Source organism: Caldanaerobius polysaccharolyticus DSM 13641, from assembly GCF_000427425.1.
Lineage (GTDB): Bacteria > Bacillota > Thermoanaerobacteria > Thermoanaerobacterales > Caldanaerobiaceae > Caldanaerobius > Caldanaerobius polysaccharolyticus.
Genome location: NZ_KE386493.1, coordinates 44,871 through 61,350, shown reverse-complemented (window position 1 = coordinate 61,350; position 16,480 = coordinate 44,871). Strand labels below are relative to the sequence as shown.

General features: G+C 41.9%; 19 protein-coding genes and 1 tRNA gene. All 20 read right to left on the bottom strand.

Annotation, left to right across the window (positions count from 1 at the left end; translation table 11 throughout):
• Positions 1 to 9: 9 nt before the first annotated feature.
• The 20 genes from CALPO_RS0100305 to pnpS all read right to left on the bottom strand — a co-directional run bounded on the left by CALPO_RS0100305 (position 10) and on the right by pnpS (position 16,479).
• Positions 10 to 744: a YlmH family RNA-binding protein gene (locus tag CALPO_RS0100305; RefSeq protein WP_026485561.1), complete on the bottom strand. Its 735-nt coding sequence runs from the start codon at positions 742 to 744 to the stop codon at positions 10 to 12.
• A 13-nt stretch (positions 745 to 757) separates the two neighbouring features.
• Positions 758 to 1,042, bottom strand: a complete 285-nt coding sequence (locus CALPO_RS0100300; protein WP_035171801.1) for a YggT family protein — start codon at positions 1,040 to 1,042, stop codon at positions 758 to 760.
• Positions 1,043 to 1,089: 47 nt separating this feature from the next.
• Entirely contained in the window at positions 1,090 to 1,488 is a 399-nt protein-coding gene (locus CALPO_RS0100295; protein WP_084295081.1) for a cell division protein SepF, read from the bottom strand.
• Between the two features lie 14 nt (positions 1,489 to 1,502).
• Entirely contained in the window at positions 1,503 to 2,198 is a 696-nt protein-coding gene (locus CALPO_RS0100290) for a YggS family pyridoxal phosphate-dependent enzyme (RefSeq protein ID WP_084295079.1), read from the bottom strand.
• Positions 2,182 to 3,279: an HlyD family efflux transporter periplasmic adaptor subunit gene (locus CALPO_RS0100285; RefSeq protein WP_026485557.1), complete on the bottom strand. Its 1,098-nt coding sequence runs from the start codon at positions 3,277 to 3,279 to the stop codon at positions 2,182 to 2,184. The genes CALPO_RS0100290 and CALPO_RS0100285 overlap by 17 nt, the downstream gene beginning before the upstream one ends.
• An 89-nt stretch (positions 3,280 to 3,368) precedes the next feature.
• Positions 3,369 to 3,441, bottom strand: a tRNA-Pro gene (locus CALPO_RS0100280).
• A gap of 49 nt (positions 3,442 to 3,490) precedes the next feature.
• Positions 3,491 to 3,901, bottom strand: a complete 411-nt coding sequence (locus tag CALPO_RS12795; RefSeq protein WP_245589860.1) for a GNAT family N-acetyltransferase — start codon at positions 3,899 to 3,901, stop codon at positions 3,491 to 3,493.
• Positions 3,902 to 4,032: 131 nt separating this feature from the next.
• A complete protein-coding gene (gene spoIVA, locus CALPO_RS0100270; protein ID WP_026485556.1) occupies positions 4,033 to 5,508 on the bottom strand; it encodes a stage IV sporulation protein A in 1,476 nt (491 codons plus the stop codon).
• A gap of 98 nt (positions 5,509 to 5,606) precedes the next feature.
• Positions 5,607 to 6,203 (bottom strand): glycerol-3-phosphate 1-O-acyltransferase PlsY, encoded by a 597-nt coding sequence (gene plsY / locus CALPO_RS0100265; protein WP_051585737.1) that lies wholly within the window; start codon positions 6,201 to 6,203, stop codon positions 5,607 to 5,609.
• Positions 6,204 to 6,218: 15 nt separating this feature from the next.
• On the bottom strand, positions 6,219 to 7,538 hold the full coding sequence (der, locus tag CALPO_RS0100260) for a ribosome biogenesis GTPase Der (protein WP_026485554.1): 1,320 nt from the start codon (positions 7,536 to 7,538) through the stop codon (positions 6,219 to 6,221).
• Entirely contained in the window at positions 7,539 to 8,849 is a 1,311-nt protein-coding gene (locus CALPO_RS0100255) for a DUF512 domain-containing protein (RefSeq protein ID WP_026485553.1), read from the bottom strand. It lies immediately after the preceding gene.
• A gap of 39 nt (positions 8,850 to 8,888) precedes the next feature.
• Positions 8,889 to 9,338 (bottom strand): DUF3189 family protein, encoded by a 450-nt coding sequence (locus tag CALPO_RS0100250; RefSeq protein ID WP_281172704.1) that lies wholly within the window; start codon positions 9,336 to 9,338, stop codon positions 8,889 to 8,891.
• Between the two features lie 2 nt (positions 9,339 to 9,340).
• Positions 9,341 to 9,751, bottom strand: coding sequence for a DUF3189 family protein (locus CALPO_RS0100245; RefSeq protein WP_245589866.1), 411 nt, complete (start codon positions 9,749 to 9,751; stop codon positions 9,341 to 9,343).
• A 5-nt stretch (positions 9,752 to 9,756) separates the two neighbouring features.
• Positions 9,757 to 10,899 (bottom strand): stage II sporulation protein P, encoded by a 1,143-nt coding sequence (gene spoIIP / locus CALPO_RS0100240; protein ID WP_026485550.1) that lies wholly within the window; start codon positions 10,897 to 10,899, stop codon positions 9,757 to 9,759.
• Complete coding sequence (locus CALPO_RS0100235; RefSeq protein ID WP_026485549.1) at positions 10,865 to 11,599, bottom strand: DUF1614 domain-containing protein; 735 nt, start codon at positions 11,597 to 11,599, stop codon at positions 10,865 to 10,867. Before CALPO_RS0100235 ends, spoIIP begins: the two co-directional genes overlap by 35 nt.
• A 105-nt stretch (positions 11,600 to 11,704) precedes the next feature.
• A complete protein-coding gene (gene phoU / locus CALPO_RS0100230) occupies positions 11,705 to 12,364 on the bottom strand; it encodes a phosphate signaling complex protein PhoU (RefSeq protein WP_026485548.1) in 660 nt (219 codons plus the stop codon).
• A 27-nt stretch (positions 12,365 to 12,391) separates the two neighbouring features.
• Positions 12,392 to 13,141: a phosphate ABC transporter ATP-binding protein PstB gene (pstB, locus tag CALPO_RS0100225; RefSeq protein ID WP_026485547.1), complete on the bottom strand. Its 750-nt coding sequence runs from the start codon at positions 13,139 to 13,141 to the stop codon at positions 12,392 to 12,394.
• A 50-nt stretch (positions 13,142 to 13,191) separates the two neighbouring features.
• Complete coding sequence (pstA, locus tag CALPO_RS0100220) at positions 13,192 to 14,076, bottom strand: phosphate ABC transporter permease PstA (RefSeq protein ID WP_026485546.1); 885 nt, start codon at positions 14,074 to 14,076, stop codon at positions 13,192 to 13,194.
• The gene (gene pstC, locus CALPO_RS0100215) at positions 14,073 to 14,963 is read right to left on the bottom strand and encodes a phosphate ABC transporter permease subunit PstC (protein ID WP_026485545.1); all 891 of its coding nucleotides are present in this window, start codon (positions 14,961 to 14,963) and stop codon (positions 14,073 to 14,075) included. Before pstC ends, pstA begins: the two co-directional genes overlap by 4 nt.
• 100 nt (positions 14,964 to 15,063) lie before the next feature.
• Positions 15,064 to 16,479, bottom strand: coding sequence for a two-component system histidine kinase PnpS (gene pnpS / locus CALPO_RS0100210; RefSeq protein ID WP_026485544.1), 1,416 nt, complete (start codon positions 16,477 to 16,479; stop codon positions 15,064 to 15,066).
• Position 16,480: the final 1 nt, after the last annotated feature.

Below are 16,480 nucleotides of genomic sequence, written 5' to 3'. Positions count from 1 at the left end.
CTCCTGTCCTCATATGTATTTTTTTAGCAATATAGATATTCTATCCTTTTTTGTAAAGCCCATGATGCTATCAAACACCGCTCTCCCGTGTCCCTTAAAAGATATTACATCTCCTTCTTTTAACGACTGGGAAGGATTTAACGCTTCTTCCCAATTTACTTTAACCAGACCAGATTTTATATAATCCTGCATCTTTGTCCTGGATACAGAAAAAGCAGCACTGGCCACGCTGTCCAATCTCAATGAAGCCACCACAGCCGGTATTTCTTTAAGTTTTCTCTCAGGGCTGATCACCTGCTTTAAATCTATACCGATAGTTCGCACGTTAACTTTTCCTACCCTCGTCAAGTTATATTCCAGGAAATTTAATATGTCGCTTTTCACTATGACCTGACAACTACTGCCAATGAGAATGTCCCCTATCTTTTCTCGTTTTATACCCAACCCGACTATAGCACCTAGCACGTCCCTGTGGCCGATCTTGTCTTGAGCATTACCTGCTGTGATTTCAATGGCACCCACAGGTACCTCTACTTCATTTTCTGGCATAAAATCAGGATACAGCACAAATACCTGTCTTTCCGCCCCTTCATATCCGCCTGATACCTTGAACAGTATATCCCTTTCCTTGTCAGCTATAGCCTTTAACCTGTTCAGCACAGGAGGCTCCAAAAAGTCAGTGGATTTTGGCCTCTTTCTTCTCTTTACCCATTGGATCATATCATAAAACCTCATCTCATCCATGGCTGCTATCCCCTTAAATCAACAGCAATAAATGTATTACAATAGGCCTTACAATATACTGTATAACAAGAAGGGCTATAATCGGCGAAAAGTCCACCATCATATTTCTGCCTATGGATGAGCGCATAAGCATATTTCTGAAAGGTGCCAATACAGGTTCCGTAAAATTGTATATAAATCTCACAAAAGGATTTCGATAATCCACTCTCACCCATGATAAAAATACTCTTATAATAATAGCCCAATTTAAAACTTCAAAAAAAATAGATATCGTCTGCAATAATACCCAGTTAACCAAAGCACTTCCTCCATTCTTGCAAAATCCCTAATAACGTTCAAAACCACCTAATTTTCGTCCTCTAAAATGCCTTCTATGTCCACATTGTTTGGTGCAATCAAAAATACGCCCTTTGAAACTTTCTGCATCACACCTTCAACAGCATATACCGCTCCCGCGAGAAAATCCAATATTCTCTCAGCTTCTTTTGCATCCACGTTCTGCAGGTTTAAAATAACAGGTTTGCGGGATTTTAATTCATCGCATATCTTGGTCACTTCATCGTAACTTGCCGGTTTTGTTACAATCATCTTCACATGAGAATTAGCGTGTATATTCACCACTTTAGGCTTTTGCTTGGCCGGATTTCCATACCTATCAGGCTGATAAACCTCATAGCCTTCTTCTCCATCCTCTGCATCTTCTTCAAGGCCAAGATACGACATTATGCGCTCAATGACGTTCACATTAATCCCCCTTTTCACTTATCATAGTTTCTCGGCCCGAAAATACCGGTGCCGATCCTCACTATATTGGCACCTTCCTCCACCGCAACCACATAATCAGATGTCATTCCCATGGAAAGATATCTTGCATCTATAATACGGGATTTCATGTCCTTTAATTCGTCGTAAAGCTGCTTCATCTTTTTAAAATACGGTCTCACATCCTCAGGTGCAGTGACTATAGGCGCAACGGTCATCAACCCCTGAACGCATAGATTTTCAAATCCCTCTATCTGTTTTATAAAATCCCCCAGTTCCTCTGGTTTTATCCCGTATTTAGTATCTTCCCCGCCAATGTTAATCTCTATAAGCACATTTTGTCTTTTACCTATGGCCTTTGCCCTTTTGTCTATCTCCTGAGCAAGTTTTACAGAATCCAACGAATGTATGAGCTCCACCTTATCTACTATGTACTTAACCTTATTCACTTGCAGGTGCCCTATCATATGCCACTTTACATCGCCACCAATAAGAGGATATTTCTTTACCAGCTCCTGGACCCTGTTTTCTCCTATAACTTTTATGCCACACGCTATTGCTTCCTTTATTCTTTCCACTGGGATGGTTTTAGTAACCGCCATAATAGTTACTTCAGAGGGATCTCTGCCTGCCTTTTTACACGCTCGCTGGATGTTGGACTTGATAGCCTCTATGTTAGTCCTTACGTCCACCGCCCTCACCTCGCCTATCTATAATGATTTCATCGTAGACTTTGATGCCACCGCCCGCATTCTCGTTCTCCACTATAGCGTATTTCCCATAAGCGGATACCACTTTAACAGGGTAAAAGACCGGCTTCTCTTTTAACACGTAAACCCCCGTAATATCGCCCTTTTTCGATAACGCGGATCGAGGAATTTTCAATCCCTCTACATTTTTTAACACCACTTTGACCTTTTCATTTCGTTTTTTATAAAAGTCTTTGACATAATACGTAGTGGACAACACCACATCGTAACCAGAATTGGTTTTTTTAACGCTGGACACGTAAAACTTAACAGGAACACTGTAATCGGAAAATTCTATATCAACCAGCTGACCTTGTTTTAAATCGCCTACACCAGTGTGAAACTGTATATACCACTGATAATTATCTATAAGGCTGACAACCACCTGTCCTGCCGAAACAGCTTGCTTGTTGGATATATAATGTAAAAGACCTGGTTGTGGTGCCATCAGCTGAATGGAGTTTTTACTTAACTTAGATAAAATCTCTTTTCTTTGCTTTAATAGGGAGATTATCTCGTCCACATTAAAGCCCGAAACCTTAGCTATCCTTTTTCTCTCGTCATTGAGCTTTTTTATGTCTTGGCGGTATTTTTCCACGCTGGCGGAATCTCCACGGTTTACGGCTTCCTGGAGTTTTTTCATGTCTTCATCAATCATCTTGTTAATGCTGGCTATGTCTCTTGAAAAAATGCCATTGCCAGCCTCCTTGATTTTGCTGATCTGATCATCGATATCCTTCAATTTTTCCATATACACGTTAGCTTCGCTGCCATCTATACGGGCTATTACATCTCCTTTGCTCACCCTCTGGCCTTCTTCTGCAATTCTTACAAGCCTTCCGTTTATAGGCGAATTTATAACTCGCTGATCGTAAAATACCCGAGCTTCAGTATAAAAATGTTCCTCCAATGTCCCATAAGTAACCACTGCAATCTCAGGAGCGTTCAGCTGAAATCTTAATACGCCGTAAAAAGCCACAGAAACAACGGCACACAAAGCAAACGCCCAGAATTTTTTATTCATACCCCACACCACAATATCATTTTAACAAAAAAAAGGGAAAATGTAAAATAAAAAACTACCTTCACTTCGAAGGTAGTTCTTTATTTCTGTCTGAGTGGCGAGACTCGAACTCGCGACCTCCACCACCCCAAGATGGCGCGCTACCACCTGCGCTACACCCAGAACAATTACAGAAAGTATTATAAAACATAAATAAAAAAAAATCAAGTGTTTATTTTAAAGGAAAAAATTGTAATTTACCTTCCAAAACCCAAAGGTGACAATAATCAAAATTTTGCTTTTTCAATCTATTTAAAGCAAAATTCATTAACTCATAACCTTGCTTAGTTGACCAATATGCCGGTAAAACATATATAGATATGATCTCTCCATATCCAGTTTCTCCATCACGCGATTTGCCAAAGCAAACACATCCAGTATCAGTTTCTCCATTATTTATTATCGCCGCTTCATGCAATTTATTAGATAACGCATCGGTAAATGGCTTGATCCATTTATCTTCCGAAATCCCATTTAGATATTCTTGCGGTATCAAACCTTTATAAGCTTCTTTCCACGTTAAAGCGTGTATTCTACTCATACTAGCTACATCTTCAATTTTAGCTAACCTTATATAACTCAAGCGTATTCCCTCCTCCCTGTTTGCGGCATTGACAAAAATAGCCGGGCTTTCATCCCACTAGTAAACCCGTGAGCTTTCCCGCCCGGTCTTTGTATTCTTGCTCCCCACCACTCACGATTCCGATACCTGTTTTACAATATCACGAAAAGTATCCCACCGCCGCCATCGTTTACTATTCTCTGCAACGTCATTTTCAACTTTTCCTGAACCTCTTCAGGCATATTGGTGAGCTTGTTCTGCATCTCCTCTTTCACCAGATCGTCAAGGGATTTTCCGAAGAGGTTTGCCTCCCATATCTTTGCAGGATCGCTCTCGAATTGCTGCATAAGGTAGTTAGCAAATTCCTCGCTTTGCCTTTCCGTGCCTACTATTGGAGATACCTCCGTCTGTATATCAACCCTCATGATGTGCAGCGATGGAGCACTGGCTTTTAACCGTACCCCAAACCTGCCTCCTTGCTTTATGATTTCAGGCTCTTCCAGCTTTATCTCCTCAGGAGAGGGCATCACGACGCCATAGCCCCTGTTTCTAACCTCTTCAAGGGCATTAGACAGCCTGTCGTATTCTTTTTTGGTATATGCCAGCTCTTTCAGGAGATTTATAAGCTGATAATCGCCTTTAATCTCACACCCTGAGACTTCGCTTAGCACCCTAAAATACAGATTCTCCACAGGTTTTATTATAACAGAGATTATCCCTTCGCCTAAATTTATCCTATCCACAGCCCAGCTTTCAATGTATTCGCATTCGCCCAATACGCCGATGCATTCATCCACATCTCGAATTTTAAACATATCCTTAACTGCATCTTTAACTGCGGAGATTATTCCGCTTTTAAGCCAGTGTTCGCTTTCCAGTACATCAACCCATTTGGGCATATTGAAGTTTATTTCTCTTATTGGAAATTCAAAAAGAACTTTCTGCAAAATATCTTTTATATCGTCAGAATCCATTTTCATGACATCGAGGATCATCACAGGAACATCGTATTTTTCCTCCAGTATATCCCTTAGGTTTTTGGTATCCTGTTCGTCAGGCTTTGCCGTATTTAAGACGATGATAAAAGGTTTATTGATCTCTTTTAACTCCTTTACCACCCTTTCTTCCGCTTCCACGTAATTTTCTCTGGGTATATCGGTGATACTGCCATCGGTGGTAACGAGGATTCCTATGGTAGAGTGCTCCGTGATGATCTTTCGAGTTCCCAATTCAGCTGCTTTTTCAAAAGGCATATCTTCGTCAGACCAAGGGGTTTTTACCATTCTGGGCTTTTCACCCTCGGTATACCCCAAGGCTCCTCTCACAAGGTAACCTACGCTGTCAATCATTCTCACTCTAAACCTTATATTTTCCGCTATACTTATCTCTATAGCTTCATTAGGGACGAACTTGGGTTCCACCGTCATAACGGTCTTACCCGCAGCGCTTTGAGGCAATTCGTCTTTCGCCCTTTCTCTCTTATAAGCATTATCTATATGTGGTATAACTAGCTGTTCCATAAACCTTTTGACAAAGGTAGACTTTCCTGTCCTGATAGGCCCTATGACGCCGATATATATATCTCCCTCGGTGCGCTCAGCAATGTCTTTGTATACGTCAAACTCCATCGACCCGACCTCCCCGATATATGATATCCCATCTATAATACGCAACATTCTAACAATACATATATATTAGAGGAGGTCAGGAATTATTACATCTTATATTAATACAATTTTATTCTGGACTCAGTTCCACTGGCCAATCGGCTGATGTTTGCTCGATGCCTGTATACAGCCATCAACGCCATAACAACGCCAAAAAGGATATACTGCCATGAACCATTGAATACAGCTACAAATACAGGAAAGAGCACAGAACCTATAATGGACCCCAGGGATACGTATTTAGTTATAGCAATTACTACAAGGCCAATTAAAAGAGAGCAAAGCGCTGCTAGAGGGCTAAGAAGAAATATAACTCCTATACTCGTGGCGATGCCTTTTCCTCCTTTAAACCCTAGCTGCACGGGGTAATTATGCCCTATTATTACAGCCAACCCGCATAAAATAGCGACTCCTGAGCTTTTAACTAAAAGAAGACCTAACGATACAGCCACTAAACCCTTTGCCACATCAAACAGTAACGTAAAAAAAGCCGCTCTTTTACCTACGATCCTCAGTACATTAGTAGTCCCTGGATTGCCGCTGCCGTATTTTCTTATATCGTCTACTCCCCATAGCCTTCCGATGTAATACGCAGAATTAAATCCCCCTATAAGATAAGATGCCAAAATAACCAGAATCGACCACAAAATATGCATAAATTCTCCCCTCTTTTACACTTCTCCGCGCTTTTTTATTTTGATCCTTATAGGCGTTCCCTCGAATCCAAATAACTTTCTTATATGATTTTCCAGAAAGCGCACATATGAAAAATGTACCTCCTCCGGATAATTGGAAAAGAAAACAAAGGTAGGAGGCTTTACCGCTACTTGTGTTCCGTAATACAACTTGACGTGTTTGCCGCCAGCAGAGGGCAACGGGTTGGTAGCAAGGACCTCATTTAACATATCATTTAACACACCTGTGGCAAGCCTCTTGGACCTCTCAGCTGCTACTTCATCTATAGTCTCGATTATGCGAGGTATCCTCTGGCCGGTTTTGGCTGATACGAACAAAATCGGCGCATAAGATATAAAATCCAGCCTGTTCCTTATAATCTTGGTATACTCTATTGCGGTCCTGGTATCTTTCTCCACTTTATCCCATTTATTCATGAGGATTATCATCCCTTTGCCTTGCTCATGAGCGTAACCAGCTATCTTTGTATCCTGCTCCACTATGCCTTCATAGCTGTCAATCACCATAAGGCATACATCTGACCTATCAATTGCCGACATAGCCCTAAGCACGCTGTAGTATTCCACCGATTCCTCTATTTTGCTCTTTCGCCTTATCCCGGCTGTGTCTATAAAGACATACTTTTTTCCGTCTATCTCAAAAGGAGTATCTATAGCATCCCTGGTAGTACCCGGTATATCGCTGACTATTACCCTCTCTTCGCCTAACACCTTATTTATTATAGAAGATTTGCCTGCATTGGGCCTGCCTATAACAGCTACTTTAACCGTATCCTCATCATATTCTTCATGATGACTATCAGGCAAAAGTTTAACTATAGTATCCAGTAGGTCCCCTGTACCTGTTCCGTTTACAGAAGAAATCATGTGAACGTGATCAAATCCTAACCCGTAAAATTCATAGGAGCTCTCTCGCATCTTAGCGCTGTCTACTTTATTACACGCCACAATAACAGGCTTATTGGATTTTCTCAAGATATCCGCGATCTGCCAATCCGCAGGCAAAAGCCCTTCCTTAGCATCCACCACAAATACCACCACGTCTGCTGTATCTATAGCTATTTGCGCTTGCTTCCTAATCTGCTGAAACAATGTATCCGTCGAACCCACATCTATACCGCCTGTGTCTACAATGGTAAAAACCTTTCCGGCCCATTCGCAAGTATGATACAGCCTATCCCTGGTAACGCCCGGTTTATCCTCTATTATAGCTATTCTCTTGCCTGCAAGCCTGTTAAACAACGTGGATTTACCTACATTGGGTCTGCCTACAATAGCGACAATTGAACCTGGCATTTACATCTCCCCTATTACATTTTTTATAAATTCTTCACCGTCAACAGGCGATACCACCACATCTACGTTCAACTGCCTCTTTACATCGTCGACAGTGGTGTCATCCAAAAAAACTTTTTCTCCTGATTTCAACATGACATCTGGAATTATAAGCCTTTGACCCAGACCTTTGCCTTTTAATTGACCTATAAGATCTTTCCCCGTAACAAGGCCAGCCACTGTAACGCTGTGGCCAAAAAAATCATTTTTTATACCGTAAACTTGCACATCCACATCAATGCACTCCATCAATTCCTCCGACAACCTCTTTATAAAATCACAAGCAGAAATTCCGGTGGCTATAGATACCTTTTTAACCCTAGAAGTCCTATGAGCGTAACGCTTTAATGCATCGTGAAATTCACTTTTAAACTTGGCCATTAAACCTACGCCATTTTCAATCTGAGGAAAACCACAGTAATAACTAGCCTCCGGGACATCTACGCCAGCCATTACGTAAAATTCGTCTGCTGCGTATACTACAGGCGTACCCAATCTCTTTTTAAATTCCTTTCCCCATCTTTCTACCTGTTTGACTATTTCTTGCGATGATGAACTATCCCATGGCGTTATATTCATCAGGTTTTCCCTATGTGCAGTCAACCCCACCGGTACCACAGCTATGGATAAGACACCAGGGTGAAGGCTTGCAAGGTCGCCTATGCTCTTATCCAGTATTTCGCCGTCGTTAATACCCCTTGCTATCACCAGCTGGCAGTGCAGGCTTATACCTCCACTGACCAACACTCTCAATTTTTGCATAATGCCCCTTGCTTTAGGATTTCTCATAAGGGTTGCCCTTACGTCGTCATCTGTAGCGTGCACCGAGATATAAAGCGGGCTTAATCTCATCTCCACAATGCGCTGGATATCATTATAGTCGACATTGGTCAATGTGATGAAATTGCCATGCAAAAAAGAAAGCCTGTAATCGTCGTCCTTAAAATACAGGGTTTTTCTCATGTTTTTAGGCATCTGATCCACAAAGCAAAAAACACATTTATTGGCGCACACCCGCGGTTTGTCCATAAGGCCATCCTCAAATACCAGCCCTATGTCTTCATCGTACTCCTTGGACACCCTGTACCTGGCGATGTGGCCATCGGCTTTTTTTATATCAATTACAACATCTTCGTCAGTGGTATAAAAAATATAATCTAAAACGTCGCGGACAGACACACCATTTATAGCCACAAGCTTGTCCCCGGGATTTATTCCCAGGCTTTCGGCAATGCTGTCCCTCTCTACCCCTACGATCAGCTTTTCACTCAATATACCTCACCTATCAATTATTATCAGGTATTAATTCGATTAAGTCAAGACTTTATTTTTTGTATCATCGACCAATTTAACAAGTTTGCCATAATTTTTCATTATCCCCCATATTGTCAGGGGTCTCCCCAGGCTCACAAGCTGCAATCTACGAGATATAAAGCCTCCAAGCTTGGTGATGACGCTGAGAGTGCTAAAGGCGTCTGCAAATATCAATTCGCTTTTTGCTATGCCGTAGCTGCTGAGATATTGGTACATAATACGCTCTATCATTGCTTCACCGTTTTTCATGCCCATGGCATACACCCGATTTTCCTGTAAGTCCATACCCATAAAAAGCGGAATACCTATGAATTTTGAATCAGTGCGGTCGTAATAAGGAACTGACGCAATTTCGATGTAAGATGGAATCCTGTCTGAAGGAAGCATTCCCACGTGAATAGCAGCAGCTACCACAGAGCTATGGGCGCCTCCGTAACAAGTGTAGATTATTACCAGGGTATTTCACCTCTTTCTAACTTTATTTGGAATTTTTTATACAATGCGCGCTTTAACATATCACTGCATATACCATGGTTTATAAGCCTTATAAATAAGCTATCCCACGGGTCTTCATAGCCCTGGGTATCTATAAATATTACATCATCGTCGCGTAAGTCAAAAATTTTTTGCAATCCCCACAGCGCGTTCTCGATAACATCTGACAACCCCCTATGGCCTAGTATATAGACTTCATTTAATTTTTCATCAACACCTATATACAGCAAATCCCCATAACTCGCTTTGCAAAAGAGAGATATGGGAATTCGCTTGTCTTCATATGGCGGTAGAGACGTCCATGCGCAAACTCGAATCATAGCTTTTAACAGCGCTGAATAGGTACCCCAATAACTTGTATACACGATCTTCAATGGTCGTTCTTCCTCTTGCCTTCTCTTTTTTTAATTTTTCCCATATAGCTGGAAAATTCCTCTCTTACAAATTTGGACAATTTAGAGCCCAACTCTTTTCCATAACCCATACTTATTAACACAAATCCTACCACGGCCACAACCGCTACGATAACTGCTGCAAATATACCGGTACCTGCTGCCCGCCTCTCAGATGGAGTGGTTCTGGTTATCCCCCCTAAAGCTGTGGGTTTTTTAGAAGTATCTCCAAAAAAAACAGCGGATATTACATCAGCGTACATATCTGCAGCCTTAATGGCCCTCTCCTTTGTATGGGTATCTGTGCCAAATTCTATCAATATAGATCGAGGTGTAAGGCCCTGGTTGTAATCTCCTGATCCAAAGAAAATGTCTTTTACTAGGCCAGGACTTTTTTTATCAGCTATCGCTTTCATTTTATAGGCCAGCTGCTGGTTGGCGGCCATATTGGTACTGGCCTTTCCCACTACAAGTCTTACGCCAGTGGCAGGCGTGCCGTTTATTGTCCTTATATAATCCTCTTTGGGAGCAGCGTCCCTGTGTATATCTAAAATAGCCCCTGCCCCTTCTTTTAATAGCCTCAGTGCCGTCCTTCTAGACCTGGCATAAGCATAGGCATCGTGGGGAAGGTGCAGTGTCCTATCGAATATAACCTTTATACCTTTCTTTCTCAGCGAAGAAGCCAACGCCGCATCCACATCGTAAATCCCACCGTGGCCGTAAATACTAGCTGCACCGTCTGATGGTATATATGATTCGTCGCTGTGAGTTGAGTATATCCCTACCACCCTAGGCACATTAGCCACATTGACCTGGGATAACTTTTCTTCTATTTGAGGTAAATCCACCTTTTTGATAAATTTTGCAAACGCTTTTTTGGACTTTTTATCGACCCTCGTTATCTCATAGTAACTATTATCGCTGCTTAAATAATTATCCCCTTTTGTAAGATCCCATGATATCCTGAATACAACTTTGTCGGTGCCTTCTTCGTACACGGTGTAATAGCCTTCTTTTTCCATGTTATCTGCAAAAGCTTTTCCATAAGGTATAAAGCATGTAACAATTAGTAAAAAAGCAAAAGCCTTATTTATCGCTGTTAGCCATTGGCTCTTGTTCATCGCCCTCACCTCTTCCCTGAATGGTCGCTTTGTTTTCATCTTTAAGTCCTATGCTGCTGGTAAAGGCACCGTTTTCATAATGCAACTCTTTTTTTTCAGTACCTCCTTGCAGTCTTTCCCTGATTTCTCCTACAAATTCAGCAAGGATAACGGCGATTATACCTGATAAGACTATCGCGTCTAAAAAGCCAGCGCCTCCCAACACTACAGGCTGTGACACGCCTCGCGCCGCATTTACTGCCATCTGAATAATGTCATTTATGATTATACCCATTACGCCGCCGATAAACGAAGATCTTCGGGATCGGCCTGAAAGATACGCTATTATACCCCCAGTTACGCCGTAGACCAACATGGGCTCGATTATCATAGCTTCAGGCTCATTGGGTATAATTTTTGCAACGGCAAAAATCGCTATGCCTGTCAACAGCGCTGACGTTATAGCCCGTACCTTTTCAGCAGATGTATCGCACTTTACGATCAAATACACACATAAGGCTAAAGGTATCAGGGCGCCTCCTACATTTAAAGCTATCAACCTACCTAAAGATATATCTGGCATAAACGAACCTATAATCATAGCGATTATAACTACCAAAGCTATCTTGTCGGATAAACCCATGCGATCCAAAACCCTATGGGCAAATCCGAAAACCACCAGAACCCCTACAATCATAAGCAGAACGTATCCCAGCGGCATTAGCACACACCTCGCATTTTCTTTTCTACGAATATGTTGCCCTGGGAAAGTTCATTATATGCAAAAAGAGCCTGCCGTAATAGCGGGCTCTTTTTGCAGTGAAAATCAATCGTTTAAATCTTTATGCTCACCTGTTTCCACAAATATAACCCATTCGCATATATTTGTAGCGTGATCCGCAACGCGCTCCAGGTAACTACTTATAAACAAAAAACTGGTAGCTTGCTTTATATTTTTGGGATCTTCCAGCATAAGGGTTATTAGTTCCCTGTAAATCTGGGAATGTAAGCCATCCACTTCATCGTCTAGTTTACACGTGCGCACAGCCAGATCCACATCAGTATTGATGTAAGACGTAAGCGCATCCCTTAACATACGCTTCACTATATCGGCTATCCTGGGTATATCTATCAAAGGCTTGATATACACTTCGTTGACAAGCCTTTTGGTATTCTTGGCTATATCCACCGCGTGATCTGCTATGCGCTCCAGGTCTGTTATGAGTTTTATCGCTGTAAAGATAGTTCTCAAATCCCTTGCCATAGGTTGTTGAGTGGCAATCAACCTGACGCATTCGTTTTCGATGAAAACCTCCATGTCGTCTATCTTGTCATCGCCGTTTATAACGGCATCAGCCATCTGTCCGTCCTGCTTTATTAACGCTTCAATGGCTTTATCTATCGATTCTTCTACCATACTTCCCATTTTGAGTATGTGTAAGTGCACTTTTTCCAATTCTTGATCAAAATGAGTTCTCGCCGCCAAAGCCCTTCCCTCCTTGATCCATCGCCATCATCCAAATCGACCTGTTATATAGTCCTCGGTACGCTTGTCTTTGGGCCTGTAGAACACCTCATCAGTCGGACCGCTTTCTACTACTTCTCCGTTTAAAAAGAAAGATGTAAAATCAGAAATCCTGCCTGCCTGTTGCATATTATGGGTCACGATGATAATAGTATACTTTTTCTTTAAAATATCTATTAAGTCCTCAATTTTCGCTGTGGATATAGGATCCAATGCAGACGTAGGCTCATCCATCAAAATGACATCCGGCTCAATAGCCAGCGTGCGGGCAATGCACAATCTCTGTTGCTGTCCCCCCGATAACCCCATAGCAGACCTGCCTAACCTATCCTTAACCTCATCCCATAATGCAGCTGCCTTTAGGCTTCTTTCAACGATTTCGTCTAATTTCTTCTTGTTTTTTATTCCGTGAATTCGTGGACCGTACGCCACATTATCGTAAACCGACATGGGAAAGGGATTAGGTTTTTGGAACACCATACCCACGCGCTTTCTCAGTTCCAAGACATCAAAGTCGTTGTATATATCTACGCCATCTAATTTTACGGTACCTGTTATCTTCACTCCTGGAATAAGGTCGTTCATCCTGTTTATTACCCGGAGAAAAGTAGACTTACCGCATCCCGAAGGCCCTATAAGCGCCATAACCGTGTTTGCCTTAACTTCAATATTTACGTTTTTTAAAGCATGAAAATCTCCATAATAGAGATTTAGATTTTCTACATGTACCTTATTCAACCCGTTTTCTCCTTTCAGTACATATATACATTATAACATAAATTTACAAATTAATCACCAGTTATTTTTCTGTATATGATTTTTCCCAGCCATCTAGATATCAGATTAAAGAGCAAAACGCAAATGACTAAAACAGCTGAAGCGCCATTGGCGATCCGCGCAGCATCAGGAACTAACCCCTCTGAATTAACTTTCCATATATAAACAGCTAACGTCTCTCCAGGCCTAAAAAGCCTCAAAGGCGAGTTAACTGCAGCAGGATTCCAATTTTGGAAATCGAGTATAGGTGTGCTCATACCTGCAGTGTAAAGCAATGCTGCTGCTTCTCCAAAAACCCTTGCTGCCGTGAGTATTATACCTGTGATGAGTGAGGGAAGAGCTGCTTTTATAAGCACTCTCGTAATGGTCTGCCACTCGGTGGCACCCAGCGCAAAACTGGCTTCTCTTAGTTCGTTGCTAACACTTCTTATAGCATCTTCCGAAACCCTGGTCATTACAGGAAGATTTAACACCGCCAGAGCCATAGCTCCCGCTACTATGGAAAATCCCCATCCCATCGCCTTCACAAACACTATCAAGCCAAAAAGCCCTACTACTATAGAAGGCAATGAGGCCAGAGACTCTATACTCACCCTTATGGTATCGGTTAAAGGACCAGGTTTAGCAAATTCCGACAGGTAGATGCCTGCTCCCAACCCTATAGGTACGGTTATAATCATGGAAACTACCAAAAGGAGTATAGAATTAAAAAGCTGTGGCGCAATACCTCCCCCTGCTTTCATAAATGTCGGTGGAGTGGATATAAAATGCCAATTGACGACCTCCAGGCCGTTGAACAGTATATAACCTATTATAGCAAATAACAGCAAAATCACAAAGGCCGCCACCGCACTGAAGAAGACCGTGGCCACCTTATCGCCGATTTTGGCATTCATCTATATTGCCTCCTTTTCCCTATAACCCTTATTATGAGGATAAACGTAAAAGAAAACATGAGCAACAGCAGCGCGATAGACCACAAAGCGTTATTCCACAAGGATCCAGCAACGGTATTACCCATGTCCATCGTCAAGATGCTCGTCATGGTGTGTATGGGTTCAAGGTAAGAAGTCGGTATGCGCACAGCGTTCCCTATGACCATCTGCACCGCCAAAGCTTCACCAAAAGCCCTGGCCAGCCCTAGGACGACCCCTGTGAGTATACCTGGCAGCGCAGCAGGCAATAGCACTTTTCTCAAGGTCTGCCATCTCGTAGCACCCAAGGCGTACGAGGCTTCTTTGAGCTCACTGCGCAAAGACCTAAGGCTATCTACTGATACAGTGGTTATGGTAGGAAAGATCATAATGGCCAACACTATAGTGCCCGCCAGCAAGCTAAAACCCATGCCCCCAATCCTATGCCTTATAAAAGGCACCAAGACGCTCAAGCCTATCCACCCATATACCACTGACGGTATACCTGCAAATAGCTCCACTACCGACTGCAAAAAATTGCGCATAGAATGAGGAGATATCTCCACCATAAAAATCGCCACAGATATGCTTAAAGGAGTGCTTAATACCAGAGAGGATAAAGACACCGCCAGGGAGCCAAGTATAAAGGCTAACGCTCCCACATAAGGACCTCCTTCAGATTTAGGCGCACCAGGATTCCACTTGGAAGAAAATAAAAATTCCGAAAGAGATACTTTGTCCTTTACAAACGTCATAAGCCCTTGAGAGGCTATAAAGTAAACTATAAAGACCGTAGTAATAATCATGAGACCGGCGCAGATAAAAGTAAAATACTTTCCCAAAACGTTTTTTACCTTATCGCTTTTCATAACTTTACCCCTTTTTGTTTTTATATTGCATCCCAAATAATATTAACAGTATTCAACATCCTTTATGTTAAATCAAAGTTAAGTATATGTTAAATATATGTTAACTGTCTGCCTTTGACAGAGGCAACTGTATTATAAATTCCGTACCCTTTTTTACCTCGCTTTTTACAGTTATAGTTCCGTTAAAGGAGTTTACGATGTGTTTTACGATGGCTAGCCCAAGACCTGTCCCCCCTAATTTTCTTGACCTGCTTTTGTCCACGCGATAAAACCTTTCAAACAATCGCGGAATATGCTCTTTAGGTATCCCTATGCCGTCGTCTTTTACAGAGAATACCACTTTCTCGCCTTCAGCATTGACTTTAATGTCCACGTGACCCCTGACACCCGTATACTTTATACCATTTTCAACCAGGTTAAGCAGCATTTGTTTCATCCTGTCTCTATTAGTATTCATTACCAATTCTGGCGGCTTAATATCATAGGTTACAGTGATGTTTTTCTCTTCAGCTTGATTTTTTAACATATATATAACCTCTTCCACGATGTCTTTTACCTTTTCAGGCACAAGTTTAATATCACCTTTTAGCCCTTCGATCTCTGATAACGTCAGTATATCGTTAATAAGCCTCGTCAATCTCTCTGTCTCCAGGTCTATAATCTCTAAAAATTTATCGGCTGTGTTTTTGTCTTCCAGAGCGCCCTCCCTCAGCGTCTCTACAAAGCCTTTTATAGATGTCAAAGGGGTTCTGAGTTCGTGGGAAACATTTGCAGCAAATTCAGATCTCATCTTTTCCAGTTTTTTTATCTCCGTTACATCGTTCAGGACTATGACAAGACCTGCTTCTGCATTTTCCCCATAAAGTTGATAACCGGATACTACAGGTGTCCTAATGGGATTGGTGTAAATCTTAAGATACCTGTACTCAGGGTAAAACAATTCTATTTCGCTTTCATAATACCTCTTATTCTTCAATATATCCTCTATGATGTCATGCATTTTGCTGCTTCTCATCAACTCCAATATGTGTCTGCCAATAACATCATCTGCATTTAACCCCAGTATCTTCGCTGCAGCGTTGTTAATCAGCAATACCTTCTCTTCATTATCTATAGCCACAACCCCATTGACGATGCTAGTCAACACCGCCTCTAATTTAGCATTTCTGTCGTACAGCTCGCTGATCGTGAGGTTTAGCCTCTCTGTCATTTTTTTAATGGCCCTGGCCAGCATGCCTATCTCGTCTTCGTAATCGTCGTTTATAGGCTGTGTTAACTTGCCATTGGAGATGTCCTCGGCGATTTTCGTTATCTCATAAATCGGCTGAGTTATGTGTTTTAAAAACCTTATGCCTAGCAAAACAGCTATAGAAGAGCCTAGGAGAACAGATAGCGTTATATACATTATTATGTGCTTTATATCGCCCTTTGATATGGCGCTGAGAAAAAAAAAGCTCGTACAACTCACGCCCAGGAGAAGCAATACAGAATAAGTTATAAAGAGCTTTTTGCGCATT